19 protein-coding genes are annotated in these 12,865 nt (G+C 57.2%); 15 read left to right on the top strand and 4 right to left on the bottom strand.

Going from position 1 to position 12,865, the window contains the following annotated elements; translation table 11 throughout:
- The first annotated feature begins 73 nt into the window (after nucleotides 1-73).
- The 9 genes from ACSKB9_RS17780 to tnpC all read left to right on the top strand — a co-directional run bounded on the left by ACSKB9_RS17780 (nucleotide 74) and on the right by tnpC (nucleotide 7,573).
- A complete protein-coding gene (locus ACSKB9_RS17780; protein WP_438074558.1) occupies nucleotides 74-2,065 on the top strand; it encodes an ATP-dependent nuclease in 1,992 nt (663 codons plus the stop codon).
- 647 nt (nucleotides 2,066-2,712) lie between these two features.
- Nucleotides 2,713-3,585, top strand: a complete 873-nt coding sequence (locus ACSKB9_RS17775; protein WP_438074556.1) for an AAA family ATPase — start codon at nucleotides 2,713-2,715, stop codon at nucleotides 3,583-3,585.
- Complete coding sequence (locus ACSKB9_RS17770) at nucleotides 3,569-3,745, top strand: hypothetical protein (RefSeq protein WP_438074554.1); 177 nt, start codon at nucleotides 3,569-3,571, stop codon at nucleotides 3,743-3,745. Before ACSKB9_RS17775 ends, ACSKB9_RS17770 begins: the two co-directional genes overlap by 17 nt.
- A gap of 31 nt (nucleotides 3,746-3,776) precedes the next feature.
- Entirely contained in the window at nucleotides 3,777-4,100 is a 324-nt protein-coding gene (locus tag ACSKB9_RS17765) for a hypothetical protein (protein WP_438074552.1), read from the top strand.
- A 34-nt stretch (nucleotides 4,101-4,134) separates the two neighbouring features.
- A complete protein-coding gene (locus tag ACSKB9_RS17760) occupies nucleotides 4,135-4,491 on the top strand; it encodes a hypothetical protein (RefSeq protein ID WP_438074550.1) in 357 nt (118 codons plus the stop codon).
- Nucleotides 4,452-5,003: a TIR domain-containing protein gene (locus ACSKB9_RS17755; protein ID WP_438080280.1), complete on the top strand. Its 552-nt coding sequence runs from the start codon at nucleotides 4,452-4,454 to the stop codon at nucleotides 5,001-5,003. Before ACSKB9_RS17760 ends, ACSKB9_RS17755 begins: the two co-directional genes overlap by 40 nt.
- Nucleotides 5,004-5,132: 129 nt before the next feature.
- A complete protein-coding gene (gene tnpA / locus ACSKB9_RS17750; RefSeq protein WP_411780319.1) occupies nucleotides 5,133-5,552 on the top strand; it encodes an IS66-like element accessory protein TnpA in 420 nt (139 codons plus the stop codon).
- Nucleotides 5,549-5,902, top strand: a complete 354-nt coding sequence (tnpB, locus tag ACSKB9_RS17745) for an IS66 family insertion sequence element accessory protein TnpB (protein ID WP_247383196.1) — start codon at nucleotides 5,549-5,551, stop codon at nucleotides 5,900-5,902. Before tnpA ends, tnpB begins: the two co-directional genes overlap by 4 nt.
- 69 nt (nucleotides 5,903-5,971) lie before the next feature.
- Nucleotides 5,972-7,573, top strand: a complete 1,602-nt coding sequence (tnpC, locus tag ACSKB9_RS17740) for an IS66 family transposase (protein ID WP_438074547.1) — start codon at nucleotides 5,972-5,974, stop codon at nucleotides 7,571-7,573.
- Nucleotides 7,574-7,577: 4 nt separating this feature from the next.
- On the opposite strand, the gene ACSKB9_RS17735 is transcribed toward tnpC, so the two are convergent.
- Nucleotides 7,578-7,940, bottom strand: a complete 363-nt coding sequence (locus ACSKB9_RS17735) for a tyrosine-type recombinase/integrase (RefSeq protein WP_438074545.1) — start codon at nucleotides 7,938-7,940, stop codon at nucleotides 7,578-7,580.
- 102 nt (nucleotides 7,941-8,042) lie between these two features.
- Nucleotides 8,043-8,249, bottom strand: coding sequence for a hypothetical protein (locus ACSKB9_RS17730; RefSeq protein ID WP_438074543.1), 207 nt, complete (start codon nucleotides 8,247-8,249; stop codon nucleotides 8,043-8,045).
- Here ACSKB9_RS17730 and ACSKB9_RS17725 point away from each other — a divergent pair.
- The 5 genes from ACSKB9_RS17725 to ACSKB9_RS17705 all read left to right on the top strand — a co-directional run bounded on the left by ACSKB9_RS17725 (nucleotide 8,233) and on the right by ACSKB9_RS17705 (nucleotide 10,062).
- Complete coding sequence (locus ACSKB9_RS17725; RefSeq protein ID WP_438074541.1) at nucleotides 8,233-8,433, top strand: hypothetical protein; 201 nt, start codon at nucleotides 8,233-8,235, stop codon at nucleotides 8,431-8,433. The genes ACSKB9_RS17730 and ACSKB9_RS17725 overlap by 17 nt on opposite strands.
- 130 nt (nucleotides 8,434-8,563) lie before the next feature.
- A complete protein-coding gene (locus tag ACSKB9_RS17720; RefSeq protein WP_438074539.1) occupies nucleotides 8,564-9,034 on the top strand; it encodes a hypothetical protein in 471 nt (156 codons plus the stop codon).
- A 15-nt stretch (nucleotides 9,035-9,049) separates the two neighbouring features.
- Nucleotides 9,050-9,220: a hypothetical protein gene (locus ACSKB9_RS17715; RefSeq protein ID WP_438074537.1), complete on the top strand. Its 171-nt coding sequence runs from the start codon at nucleotides 9,050-9,052 to the stop codon at nucleotides 9,218-9,220.
- Between the two features lie 3 nt (nucleotides 9,221-9,223).
- On the top strand, nucleotides 9,224-9,814 hold the full coding sequence (locus ACSKB9_RS17710) for a hypothetical protein (RefSeq protein ID WP_438074535.1): 591 nt from the start codon (nucleotides 9,224-9,226) through the stop codon (nucleotides 9,812-9,814).
- Between the two features lie 2 nt (nucleotides 9,815-9,816).
- Nucleotides 9,817-10,062 carry a hypothetical protein gene (locus tag ACSKB9_RS17705; protein WP_438074533.1) on the top strand — a complete coding sequence of 82 codons (246 nt, stop codon included), beginning with the start codon at nucleotides 9,817-9,819 and terminating at the stop codon, nucleotides 10,060-10,062.
- Nucleotides 10,063-10,087: 25 nt separating this feature from the next.
- On the opposite strand, the gene ACSKB9_RS17700 is transcribed toward ACSKB9_RS17705, so the two are convergent.
- Both ACSKB9_RS17700 and ACSKB9_RS17695 read right to left on the bottom strand, forming a co-directional pair.
- Nucleotides 10,088-10,414 (bottom strand): terminase gpA endonuclease subunit, encoded by a 327-nt coding sequence (locus ACSKB9_RS17700; protein ID WP_438074531.1) that lies wholly within the window; start codon nucleotides 10,412-10,414, stop codon nucleotides 10,088-10,090.
- A gap of 204 nt (nucleotides 10,415-10,618) precedes the next feature.
- Nucleotides 10,619-11,494, bottom strand: coding sequence for a hypothetical protein (locus ACSKB9_RS17695; protein WP_438074529.1), 876 nt, complete (start codon nucleotides 11,492-11,494; stop codon nucleotides 10,619-10,621).
- Between the two features lie 325 nt (nucleotides 11,495-11,819).
- Between ACSKB9_RS17695 and ACSKB9_RS17690 the strand changes: the two genes are divergently transcribed.
- The gene (locus tag ACSKB9_RS17690) at nucleotides 11,820-12,707 is read left to right on the top strand and encodes a hypothetical protein (RefSeq protein ID WP_438074527.1); all 888 of its coding nucleotides are present in this window, start codon (nucleotides 11,820-11,822) and stop codon (nucleotides 12,705-12,707) included.
- Nucleotides 12,708-12,865 lie beyond the last annotated feature (158 nt).

Raw genomic sequence — 12,865 nt, 5'->3', positions numbered from 1 at the left:
TTTGTAACAGGGTAGACGAACTGTTGTAAGCGGCGTTTTGGAATCCCTGGGATTCCGTTTTGCATACCAAGGGTTGAAGAAGCTAGAATTCTCGCGAGCGGATTTCCCGAATCAGCATCCGATTGATTTCGCCAAGGCAATCATTGGCGGAAGCGATGTCGGTTCGGCGCCGTTGGGCGAACACGGGAACACTAGCCACATGCTTGATCTGGTCGCTTTTCGCATCACGAATTTTAGATCGATTGTGGACACGGGGTGGTGCGCCTTCTCCAAAGATGGCGCGACGGTAATCGTGGGACAAAATGAGAGCGGTAAATCATCGATCCTTGAAGCATTGTCGAAGACGCTTGGGCCGAGCAACATAACGGATGATGATTGTCGTATCGACGCTGAGCTTCCGGCTGTCCTCCTGAAGGTCAGGGTGGCACCGAAGGAACTACTGGACAAGTTGGCGGACTACCCAGAAGAACAAGTGTTGGTGTTAGTAAAGTATCTGGCACACACCAAGAACATCCTGACGTTAAGCTATCGCTGGGTGCAAGTCCCAACGGCCGAGAAATACGAATGCATATTGGGTTGCGAAGACCAGGATTTGGCAAACGTTCTCGAAAGCATGCAGCCTCAGCCCGCGCCTGAACCTCCGGCGCCGGAGGCGAAACAGGAGAGCGAGGAGGAGGAACAGGAAGATGAGGACGAAGAAGAGGAGGAGGAGGATGAAGCAGAGGAAGACGATGGGATAAATCTGACCGTCGGTAACCTGGCACAAGAAATCTATACTGAGGGCCCAACCATGGTCCTCTTTGATCAAGCGTCGGGCTTGTTGCCAGACCGTGTCGATATTCAGAAGAAGGACGGGCATTGGTCTCTGGCGGGAGCCGGCGCAATAGCTGCGCACAACTTCCTCAAGATAGCGAACGTGGGTTTGGCGGCGCTCGTCGAAGGTAGTCCCAGGAGCCGCCAAACGATGCTGGCGCGCGCCAACGCGATTGTAACAGAGGATTTCAGCCGCTTTTGGAGCCAAACAATCGGAAAGAGAGAGAAGCTCCAACTAAAGTGCGAATACGCCAACCATGGCCCTACTTCTCCGACACCGGGCGCCCCGCACTTGGAGTTCTGGATCGTTGATGGACTAAATCAGCTCTTTCCAAAACAACGCAGTCTCGGTGTCCGTTGGTTTGTGTCATTTTACCTTCAGCTAAAGGCTTCGGAGAAGGATGCTGACGGTGCAGTGTTTTTGTTGGACGAGCCGGGTGCAAATCTGCACTCGAAGGCTCAGGCTGACGTTCTGAAACTGATCAATCAGCTCGGATCATCGAGCAAGCGCCAGATTGTGTACACAACGCACAGTCCACATATGATTGAGTACGACAAACTCTACCGCGTCCTGGCCGCGCAGAGGGATGGCGACGCAGATAACACGCCAACGCGTGTCATCCACGCGCATGAACTTGGTGCGGCTTCAAGAGACACGTTATCGCCCGTGCTGACGTCAATGGGGGTTGATCTTTCACACCAGCAGGTAGTGCAGAAGAGAAACAATGTCATTTTGGAAGAAATTAGTGGGTTCTACTATCTTACGGCGTTCTGGAAGTTGGTAGGCGAAAAGCAGGAGGCCTATTTCATTGCGGCCACGGGAGTAAGCAACGTTGAAGCGTTAGCAAACATGTTTCTGGGCTGGGGCTTGGAGTTCGTCGTCGCGGTCGATGACGATACTGCGGGACGACAGGCGTACAATGGCCTCAAGCGGCACATGTTCGGCGATGATGATAGTACGGCAAGCGCGCGCATGTTCAAAATACCCGGCGACGGAATCGAGGACACTTTTGAAAGGAATGATTTCAAGAGCCACGTTCTTGGTGAACCCGACGCACCTGTCGAAGGCAAGAACTCACAGTACGTCAAGGCCGGAGCCAGAGCGAAAGCAATTCTAGCATATCAATTCTTGAACAAGGTCACGGCGGGGGAGATCAAATTTGCGGACCTTAGTACAGATACCAAAACGAGTATGAAAAATGTTGTTCGTGGAATAGTTTCGCGACTGCAACAGAAACCTGCCTCCTCCTAGAAGGGGGCCATGTCAGGTACAGAGGCGCCTGTTCTGCGGAGCGTGCTTGCCTAGTATCGCACGTGAGTATTAGACGCAGCTGTAACATTTGAACCGTCCAGAGCTGAGACCATGAACCGCATTTCACTTCTCGTGCTGCTGCTTGTGAGTTGGTGTTCGTCATCGGCGCACGCTCAAGCGCGGAGAAACTGCATTCAAGGTTCAATCGGTCCCGGTGGGTGTGATTCGATTGGTCGCTGGTGGTGGCAGGTCCATTGGTCCCGGAGGTGGCCTGTCAATTGGTCCGGGTGGTGGACTATCGATTGGTCTGGAAGGCGGACAATCAATTGGCCCCGACGGTGGCTTGTCCATCGCCCCCGGCGGAGGACTAGGACCGGACCGAGATTGGAGCCGTGGATTAGACCCAAGGACAATCGGTCGCGACAACGACGACGACGACAATTAGACACTCAGCCTTTGTGCCGTGCTGTTTACCCCACACGTTGCCGCGCGCTGGGCTCCTTGTCTCAGGCCCGTCCAAAGATGTTTGCGACGCTCAGGGCATACTACTGCCCACCACGTGCGGTAGGGATACCTCGCGAATCCCTGCAATTCGGAATTGCATGGCTAAGGCGGTACACTTAGTGGGTGATTCGAAAGGCTGCCCGATGTCCGTTCTGAAAGAAGCCTTTGCTCTCCCGCTAGAAGAATTTGGTGAGCGGCTCAATGCCGTCCTATCGCCAGCACACGCCATTAAGTCTCCGGAGTTCCTTCTAGGGCGTGACGCGCAGCTTACTGAGGTTAGGCAATCGCTAGCCATGAAGGGCAGGCACGTGTTCATTCACGGCTTTCGGGGTGTTGGTAAAACATCCTTGGCATACACTGCTGCCAACCTCATCCAATCACCGGACAAGCCGCCAATCTACGTGCAGTGCAGCCCTGACGGGACGCTTGCGAGCCTTGTCTACGACATCCTCAAGCAAGCGCTGCCATCTGACCCCTTGCAGGGGAAGACGGTGACTGAGACAAGCAAAAGCGGAGGGGTTGGGCTTTGGAAGTTCAATCTTTCGGCTGGTATGCGAAGCACGGTTGAGCAGGGGAAGCTGCCCAAACCTAAATCCATTAATGATGCTGTCGAACTGCTGTGCTTTGCGATGGAGCGCCACAGCAAACGCCCGGTGATCATCATTGATGAATTCGATCATATGCCCAAGAGCGAGCATATTCACGTAGACCTCCTGATTAAGAAGCTCGCGGAGGTGGATAACCTTCCTTTGAAGATCATTATGTGTGGGATAGGCGAAACTCTTGAGAGCCTGTTTGCTGCGCACATGTCCACCTACCGCTATTTCCATACAATAAAGCTAGATAGGCTCGACCTTGGCTCCTGTGGCCTGATTGTACTGAAGGCACTCGACGCACTTGACGTCAAAATCGATCCCCACCTCGGGCTGGCGCATTACACGGATCAGCGACGGCTTTCCTCACTTCGTGCACTTGCTCTGCGAAAAGATACTTTGGGCCATGTACAACGATCCTAACAAGGATTGGCTGGAGGACGGCTTCGTGAAGCTGGAGCACTATCGCACAGGAACTGGCGTGGCGGTGCAATCCGCGAGCGAAGAGCTCCGGAAGGGTTACGATGATGCGGTCCGAAAGTATTCGAAGAATGCCGAAGTGATCCTTTCGGGCCGCCGCTGATGGGCACGAGCTACGACGGAAGTCGGGAGACATGTACGATTCCTATCGCCGCATCATGCAAGCTAATAGTCGCGAGCCGGGCGCGGCCAATCTGTCCGCAAGTGATTGGCGCTGCCGCACTCTGACCGAAGCTCAATTTAGGGCTCGCGTTTACAATCTCTGCAAAGACAAGTACGGCCAGATTCTCTCGGGCAATGGTCGGGGCTGGTACGAGTACACAGAAAAGATGATGCGTGGTTATGCACGCCTCAAAGCAGAAGCGGAGGGTATCGAGTTGTATCCTGATCATCCTTTGATGCCAAAGCGTGTGAACGCGCTTGTCGAGTACATGCAGAGAGAGCGCTTCGCCGGCTAGAGGCGGCGCTAGTTCGAAGAAGGTTTGAAATCAAATGCCAAAACGGCCCACGCCCGAACCGTATCGTCAGTCCGCCGAGCTAAGCCTTGAGCAAATCGAGCGTGCCATTCCGCGCCTACAAAAGCGAATCGAGGACCTCAAGAACTTGGACACCTCTGGAATGCACGAGCGGGGAGGGCCTGCAATCCAAGCGATCAAGGCGTCGATTGAGCAGACCTTGGAGGATGTCTTTGGCGCTTCCTCATCAGAGTTCAAAAGGTATCATCCGGCAGCAACATTGTCTGGTGGCCCAATTCTGGTCGGTCGGGCAACGTCCGTTGACCACCGTCCGTACTACGACAGGGGCCGTCTATCTTCGATTGCTCTGCTGGAGCAGGCGGTGCAAAGCTAATTGAACGTGGAGAGGACCTTAAGCGTAGTTCTGGGACTGCATCGGGCGACGACTATGCAGAAGAGGCCGCTGAGCTTTCTAACAGGATATTCGTTGTCCACGGTCGCGATGGTGAGCACCGAGAAACGGTGGCTCGTTTTCTCGGGTTATTGGGGCTGGAGGCCGTCATTCTCCACGAGCAGCCGAACAAGGGCCGAGCGCTCATAACTAAATTCCGAGAGGTTGCGTCTGATATCGGTTTTGCAATCGTACTCATGACCCCAGACGATGTCGGAGGCATCCGTGATGGCGAGCAGCATCTCCGCGCCAGGCAGAATGTCATATTTGAACTTGGTTTCTTTATCGGTGCCCTAGGACCAGACCGCGTAGCGGCATTGGTAAGCCAAGATGTCGAAAGGCCGTCTGACTTCGACGGTGTTGTTTACATCCCGCTGGAGGGTGAATGGCGGCTACCATTGTGCAGAGAGTTGAGGGCGGCCGGTTACGATGTTGATCTCAATAAGGTGCTCTAAAGTGGCGCCCAGAAGCTTTACGAAATACGAGCCCCGGACCGCCCTAAAGGTAAGCGCTTAGCCGTAACCCTTGCTTCGGGATCTGGATAGCTATGCGAAGAAGCCTCCGGCTTTGGACGGAGGTTTTGGATGGGATTGGACAGCAAAAAGGACGTCCATTTGGACGGCCCATCGGGGTCGGTTAGCCGGCTGGAAGTTCTTGAAGGACCGTCGGGGCGCCGCGTGCGTTCGGAAGCTGAGAGAGCTCGGATTGTCGCCGAGAGTCTGTTGCCCGGTGCCCAGGTGTCCGAGGTCGCGCGCAAGCACGGAGCGACGCGCTGGCAGATCTACGATTGGCGACGGCGGTTTCGCCAGCGAGGCATGTTGCCGCCGTGCGAGGCATCCCCGCCGACATTCGCTCCGCTGGTCGTGGAACGTGCTTTGGAGGAGCTTCCTGCTCCGGCGATCAAGCTTGAGATCGCGATCGGTGATGTCGTGCTGCGGACGGATACGGCCATTGATGGTGAGCAGCTGTCCCGGGTGATCCGTGCGGTGCGAGCGTCACGATGATCGCGGCCGGTGCTGATCTGAAGATTTACATCGCGACGCGGCCGATCGACTTCCGCTGTGGCCACGATGGGCTTGCGGCGAAGGTGCAGGAGATGCTTCGTCTCGACCCGTTCAGCGGCGCAGCCTTCGTGTTCCGATCGAAACGAGCGGACCGGATCAAGATTTTGGTCTGGGATCGAACGGGCCTGGTGTTGGTGCACAAGCGCCTCGAAGGTTGCAAGTTTGTTTGGCCAACGATCGCGGACGGCGTGATGCGCATGTCGCCGGCGATGTTTGCGGCCTTGTTCGAAGGGCTGGATTGGAGATTGGTCCGCCCGGAAGAAGCACGGCGCCCGCAGGCGGCGGGATAACTGCGGCAGAATGACTCGGCAGCTATTTTGAACGTGGTACACGCGGCGGCGATGTGCTCGAAATAGCGCATGAGCATCGCGGCGCTGCGCGACGAAAACGAACACCTTAAGGCGCCATTGGCGCAAACGCAGGCGGCCTTGAGCGAGCATCAGGGGGCACTGGCGGCGTCGGAGGAAGCGCGACGTCGGCTGGAGATCATTCTCGGCGAATTGCGACGCGAGAAGTTCGGCGCGAAGTCCGAGAAGCTGCGGCCAGATCAGTATCACTTACCGCTGGAAGACGTGGAGATCGCGCAAGGCATCCTGGACGCGGCGCAAGAGAGAGCCGAGGCTGTGATCAATGGCCGATCGCGGAACGTGCCGGATCAAGGTCCTCATCGCAATCGCGGCTGCTTGCCTGCCCATTTGCCGCGGATGGAGCGGATCATCGAGCCTGCGAGCACGCTTTGCCCGTGCGGTTGCGGCGCCATGACGAAGATCGGCGAGGACGTCAGCCAGCGCCTCGACGTGATCCCGGCGCAATGGCGCGTGCTGGTCACACGCCGCCCAAAATACATCTGTCGCCGCTGCGCGGGCCCCGTCGTGCAGGCGCACGCACCGGAGCACGTCGTGCCCGGCGGGCTGCCGACCGAAGCGGCCATCGCGCACGTGATCGTCTCCAAATTTGGCGACCATACGCCTTTTTACCGTCAGGCCGAGATCTATGCGCGCCAGGGCATCCGGCTTGATCGGGCGACACTGGGCAACTGGTCGGGCCGCGCCTGCTTCCATCTTCAGCCCATCGCGGACCACATGCGCCACCACTTGGCCATGGCGGATCGGCTGTTCATGGACGAGACCAAGGCGCCAGTACTCGATCCGGGGCGCGGCCAAACGAAGAAAGGCTACTTCTGGGCGATCGCCTCAGATGACCGCGGCCACAGCGGTCCAAGTCCGCCGATCGTGCTGTTCCGATATGCCCCCGGTCGCAGCGGTGCCTTTGCTGAGCAGTTCCTGAACGGCTTTGGCGGACACCACCTGCAATGCGACGCCTATGACGGGTATGACCGGTTGAACGAAGTCGTTCGACCGCAAGGGCCGTGGACGCTCGTGCATTGCTGGAGCCATTTGCGCCGGCGCTTCGTCAAATTGGCCCGTAACAGCAAATCGCCGATCGCCGAGGCCGCCGTTCGGCACATCGCCCAGCTTTACGCCATCGAAGCCATGGTACGCGGCTCATCGCCGGACATCCGGCTGGCCGCGCGCAAGGAGCACTCGCTGCCCATGGTAGCCGCGGTGAAGTCGTGGTTCGAGAAACAGTTGTCGATGATCTCCAGCGGATCGACGCTCGCCGAGGATATCCGCTATGCGCTCAATCATTGGGAGGGGCTGACGCGCTTCCTCGAAGACGGATGTCTCGAGCTCGACACCAACCCGGTCGAGAACGCCATCCGGCCAATCTGCTTGACCAGGAAAAACGCTCTCTTCGCCGGACATGAAATCGGGGCCGAAAACTGGGCCTTGCTGGCATCGATCGTCGCCACCTGCAAACTCAACGACGTCAATCCGGCCAGCTACATCGCCGAAACACTCGAGGCGATCATCGAAGGCCATCCCCATAGCAGAATCGAAGACCTCATGCCGTGGCGATTCCGCAAGGCGTCAAGCCAGCCTCAACAGGGCCCCGGCTGAGCGCTTACGGCAGTTTCCCCAAACTGCCCGAAGAGGTTTGGGGAGTTCTGTTCGCCTTGTGATCTTCAAGCGCGATGATCGCGCGGCGCCCGCCGCGCCGACGATCGGCTTCGCGCGTGTAGCGTTCCGCTTCGGCAAGCGTGAGGTGGCCCATCGCGGCCATGATGTCGTGTGCGCTCGCGCCGTCATCGGCAAGAAGGCGTCCAAACGTCTTGCGCAGGCCATGCGGTCTGCAATCGAGCGGAAGCCCTTCGGTCATGGCGTCGCGCATCCATCCGCTGTAGCCATCGACCGTGAAGGGCTTCCCGTATTCGGTGGTGATGATGCAGACGTGCTTGCGTGGCAATGCTTCTGCACGGGCATCCATCGCACCGGCGCAGCACGTTTTCCCATTCGCCGGGCGAGTACGATCGACGGGTGAACCCGTCGATCGTCCATGATGCAATCAGGACCTTTTCGCCTTCAAATTTTACGACCAACGTTCCAGGCCGGTCGTCGAGTCGATGCGACGACGGAACGACAGCAACAGACCGTTGTGACGGAACTTCCAGTCGCGAATTCGGCTTCCGTCGGCGAGGGTCAGGTTGCAGCGATCGGTCCGGCGAAGGATGCTCAGAGCAACCTTCACCAGTGCTTTGATCCGCTCGGACCGATCTTCCTTGGTCATCGTCGGCATTGGGACCAGCCATCCCGAAGTAAAAGCGCGGCGGCCGAAGCCGCCGCTTCTTGGATCAAGCCTTCAGGCGGACGATTTCAGCGGACGGGTGAATGATGGCGCATCGAGTGACCAACCTTCCATCGGCCCGGCGATCTTCGCCGACGACCCGAAGAACAGTCATGAGCGGCTCTATCGGTCTTGATCTGCGACTGGGGTCAAAAACGGTGATATTATCGGCAACGGCTTTCGGCATGGGTCAACTCCATGTTGGAAGTTAGGGCTGCGCGGGAGGGCCAACTCCCGCGCAGTCCGTCCTGACCTAGCGAAAATCTGTGCAAAATCAACCGGGAATAGAGCCGGGGATTGCATCTGATACCGGGCGAATTCCCGGCTTTGTGGTAGAACCGCGCGGCTTCCTCAACTCGGTGCGGTGGGTGGATTACCTCGATATCGTAGCGCGCTACGTCGTGCCTCCTATCTTGGGAGGCATCGCTGGCCTTTTCAGCCCTTGGGCAAATTGGGGCATTGAAAAACGTCGTCAGAAACTTGCCCGGCGGCGCGAACTTGTCACTGGCTGGCGCTTGGAACTGATCCCGATGCTTTCCGACCGCAACAAGGATTGGTCGGACGTGAAGCCGTTGATAATGGCGTCGCCGTACTTCGCCAGTCTGAAGCCGCACTTGTCGCCGAAGGCACTTGGAATGATCCAAGCGGAGCGGACGGTCTACGTCGGCGAAGATGTTTTTTTGAAGCTGCTGACCAACGAAATCGGGCGCATCGAGCGTCAATGGAAGCTGGTTTGAAGAGGAATGAAGATAATGCCCGAGCAGGTCCTGACCGTTGGCGATCTCAAGCGTGAACTGGCGAAGTGGAGCGACGAGACCGAAATTGACTTCGGCGCAACGGAGGCTAGAACGCCGTTGGTCTTCTATCGCTTCAAGAAGAGAGGCGACAAGCTACTTCAGATCGAACTGAACGAAGAACATTAGAAGGTGGCGGTCATGAAATGCAATCAATGCGATCGGCCGGCGATCTACCGGGTCGGTGACGCCGACGTGCCTCTTTGCCTTGACTGCTGGAACAAGTTTCAAAGCGCTAACTACATGCAGTTTCTGATCAATGCCGCGAGCGCAAACCAAGCGCTCGACGACATGGATTTCATCAGCGGGTTTCATACCAGCGGCGGCCGAATTCCGGTTGCCGAATTAGCGAGGGCGATCGTGAAGGGGCCTGTCCACAACAGCTTCAACATCAACAATTCGAGCGTCGGGGTCATCAACACCGGCGACCTTGCGCGAATTCAAGCGGTCGTCGACTTCACCAAGACCACCGATATCGAGACCCTCGGTGAGGGTATTCGAAACCTCACACAGGCGGTGGTCGATGCGAAGGATATTGCTGCGCAGGATAAGCGCGCGATCATCGAACTAATCGAAGCCTTCGGCGAGCAGGCCGTGCGAACCAAAAAGCCGTCGGCGATGGCCCTTTTGAAGGCGATCGAAGCGCGTGCGAAGGGGATCGCCTCCATCTATGGGGCCGCGGAAACCCTGATCAAGATCGCGCATTCGATTTTTGGTGTTTAGCAATGGCAGTTTCCGACGACGAACGACGCAATATCGAGCGTTCGGCTATTGCCGGCGTTTCGGTTGCCTTCATCGAGCTACTGAATGTTCTGGTTGAACGCGGCGCGATCCAGATATCCGATTGGGATCGAATTGTAGAAACCCTCACGGACCTTAGCGGCGCTTACGAAATGAACGCTTGGCAGCGATCATCTGTTGAGCACTATGCAGAGACGCTACGCAGGTTTCGACCGAAGCCGAAAACATGATCCGCTACCGCGATCTGCCGCCGTCCTAGCGGTTCATCCATTTCGACCGAATGACCCGCGGCGTCGCCGGTGTCGGCCGGTCTGCGATGACGGCTTGCCGGTCAGCTTCCCGGGTTAAATCGAGGCCATACGATCGCAGTCCGTGGAACGCTGCAAGTGCATAGACGCGGCAATCCAACGCTTCGTTGCGGTCGAACGCCGCCTTCTTCCACTCGCGGATCGCGACGCCCTTGACGAACCGGCGGATTGGCCGTTCGGCGGTCAGCATTTTGAAGTAATCAAGGTCGCGATCGGCAGGGAAATGGCTGAAACCCGGTCCGGCTTCTTCAAGACGTGCGACGTAAGGGACCAACCACATTTTCGTCCGCCCACCACTTCATCATCCGTACGGCGCTCCTGCCAGAATTCGACGGCATGGGTAAAGGCGCCACGGATTTCATTCGCCTCCTGATGCGTAAGTTGACGTTCAATCGCATCCGCTTGTCACCTGCCGCTTTCGTTCGAGAGCGCTGACGGGGTGGATCGCAGGCCATGAATGGTCAATTTGATCGCTTTCTCAGTTGCACATGAACGGCGTCACGCCAAACACGCCGAGTCTAGCGCCCCGTGCGTCCTGGGCATCGTCTTCCTGTTGCTGAACCCAGCCCCAGAAGGTCTCATGAGCGTCGTCCACCGCCTCGGTCAGATATGACATCTCGCCACGCAAATCTGTGAACTTGCGGACGGCCGAGAGCGCATCAGCGCAGCTTGCGACGGCGTTGGCCCTGGTCCGCCATTTGGCAAAAGGCCGTGAACGATAGCGAGGCTTCCAGTCCGGCATGAGCTTTTCCGCAAGCTCCCTCAACGCGGGATGGCCGAATGGGACAAAATCATCCTCCCTGCCAGCCTGGCGCATCCGCTCCCGCACGATGATCTGGAAGTCCATATCGTGTTGAAGCTGCCGGAACGTATCATCCGGATCGTTCTTTCGATCGAGACCGAGCTTGATGCTTTCAAACATGGCTTCCAATCGATCGACAGCGGCCATGCTGTGTTGGCTGAGCGCCGCCGGAAGCGCCGGTGCATCCGTCGGGACACGGCCGACAAGCTCTTTCGCAACATGCCCCGTGTCGAAGCCAGGGAAGCGGAGCCCCTTGGCCGCCTCGGGGAAATACTGATGAAGGCAAGCGGCGATGACCAAATTTTTGGGCCAACCGAGGGTCCTGTTGTCAAGCCGGACCAGCAAGTCGCAGGTTAACCGGAAATAGGCGGTAGCCAAGGCGCGGATGATATCATCATTCTCCAGGCCGACATGATACAGCGTGTTGCGATGGTTGTGCAGTTCGCCAATGAAATGCCGCTCCTTAGCCGACAGGGCCGAAGCTTTTTCGAGAAACTTGATCTTCTCCGCAAAATAATGCCCAAGGATGGATCGGCGCTTTGCGGCGGTCAATGTTGGAGTGCCACGTCTCTGATCCTCCCGCACGAGGTACTCGCATCGCCGATGGATGATTAGCTCGGCTGCGTCTCCGTCGCTGCGCGATCAAGCTGTTCGACGATCAGTGTTGCAAAGCGCATCGTCTCAACCAATCCCTCGTCCGTTCCCAGGCACTCACTATAAGGCAGCCATACTTCGCTGCGCTGACCGATACACTCCAGCCCAAGCGGGCAATGTCAGAGACTTGCCCAGAAGAGCAGCGTCCTGACCGCATTTCGCTCGCTATTGTAATCACCTATGCTTGCACCTTGCTACTCCATCAACTCGGGCAATTGAGCTCATGCACAAGCTGCGCTTCACCGATCCTCTTGGTTCAACCCTTCCAGTCCTTGAGCAAAACATCCTGAAATATCGGGCCATGCAGATGCTGCTTGTCATGTTCTATGCCGAGGAATTGAAGCGAGAAATCCTAGACCGCATCCAGGCCACCGACGGATGGCTGGTGCGTGTGAAGGGACAGGTCGAGCGTGTCCCGAAAGGTATCAAGAACCCGGTCGACAAGGCGCTGAACGCCCTTATTGCCGATGGCGCAATCAAGCCTAGCGAGAAGAAAGAAATCGTTGAACTCATCGACTACCGCAACATGGTCGCGCATCAAATGCACAACATGCTGGGCGATCTCAGCCCGACACGATATGCGCGCGACCTCGCCATGTTCGGGTCAAACGTTCCGAAATATAACTATGAGGCCGTCAAGCGGCTGCAGCATTATCACAAGCACTTCGATGAGATGTACCGGACGCACCACTACATCACGACCGTGAATTTCAACTCCATGCTGTTCCGTGCGGCCGAAAAGACTTTTCTCTCGGAGATCGAGCAGCTCGACGGCAAGATCACGCGGCAGCTCAAGGAGCGGAACGCCGCCATAAAAAAGATCAATGCGGAGATGTCTCTAACGGGGACCGGCCTTGAACACGAATATGCTCCCGGTCATCCCCGGAACCATCACAAGGATAGACGCCTCACCAAGCGCGGCGCTGAAATCTGCTACCGACTCTTCGATCTTGGAAAATCCGAGATGGCCATTGCGCATCTGATGCGCATTTCCCTGCTGGCCGTGAAGAAGCGGAAGAAAACGTGGGTGACGCTCGGTGGGAAAAGACGCGGGAAGGCGGATATCGATACGCTTCCCGGCCGAAAATACGCACGGCGGCAGGGCGGGTGAAACGAGATCGCCCCCTCATGCCAAACATCATTTTCCGCGCTGCTAGGCCAAAAGATGAGCTCGGCGCTTGACCCGCTCCATCGCATTATTGGCACCAAAAGAAACGGCTCCGTCAGGACCGCGGCTTGAGAGACAGGAACGACGGCGAGACAACGTTG

This window comes from Bradyrhizobium sp. BR 1433 (genome assembly GCF_051547665.1).
Taxonomy (GTDB): domain Bacteria; phylum Pseudomonadota; class Alphaproteobacteria; order Rhizobiales; family Xanthobacteraceae; genus Bradyrhizobium; species Bradyrhizobium australafricanum.
The sequence above is the reverse complement of the archived record's forward strand: the minus strand, read 5'-3'. Positions and strand labels throughout refer to the sequence as shown.

Coding starts and splice junctions, on each gene's coding strand:
- ACSKB9_RS17760 (WP_438074550.1), top strand. CDS start 4,135: ATGCCAAAACGGCCCACGCCCGAACCGTATCGTCAGTCCGCCGAGCTA.
- ACSKB9_RS17730 (WP_438074543.1), bottom strand. CDS start 8,249: ATGCCGACGATGACCAAGGAAGATCGGTCCGAGCGGATCAAAGCACTG.
- ACSKB9_RS17715 (WP_438074537.1), top strand. CDS start 9,050: ATGCCCGAGCAGGTCCTGACCGTTGGCGATCTCAAGCGTGAACTGGCG.
- ACSKB9_RS17765 (WP_438074552.1), top strand. CDS start 3,777: ATGTACGATTCCTATCGCCGCATCATGCAAGCTAATAGTCGCGAGCCG.
- ACSKB9_RS17690 (WP_438074527.1), top strand. CDS start 11,820: ATGCACAAGCTGCGCTTCACCGATCCTCTTGGTTCAACCCTTCCAGTC.
- ACSKB9_RS17770 (WP_438074554.1), top strand. CDS start 3,569: ATGTACAACGATCCTAACAAGGATTGGCTGGAGGACGGCTTCGTGAAG.
- ACSKB9_RS17735 (WP_438074545.1), bottom strand. CDS start 7,940: ATGGATGCCCGTGCAGAAGCATTGCCACGCAAGCACGTCTGCATCATC.
- ACSKB9_RS17775 (WP_438074556.1), top strand. CDS start 2,713: ATGTCCGTTCTGAAAGAAGCCTTTGCTCTCCCGCTAGAAGAATTTGGT.
- tnpA (WP_411780319.1), top strand. CDS start 5,133: ATGGGATTGGACAGCAAAAAGGACGTCCATTTGGACGGCCCATCGGGG.
- tnpC (WP_438074547.1), top strand. CDS start 5,972: ATGAGCATCGCGGCGCTGCGCGACGAAAACGAACACCTTAAGGCGCCA.
- tnpB (WP_247383196.1), top strand. CDS start 5,549: ATGATCGCGGCCGGTGCTGATCTGAAGATTTACATCGCGACGCGGCCG.
- ACSKB9_RS17705 (WP_438074533.1), top strand. CDS start 9,817: ATGGCAGTTTCCGACGACGAACGACGCAATATCGAGCGTTCGGCTATT.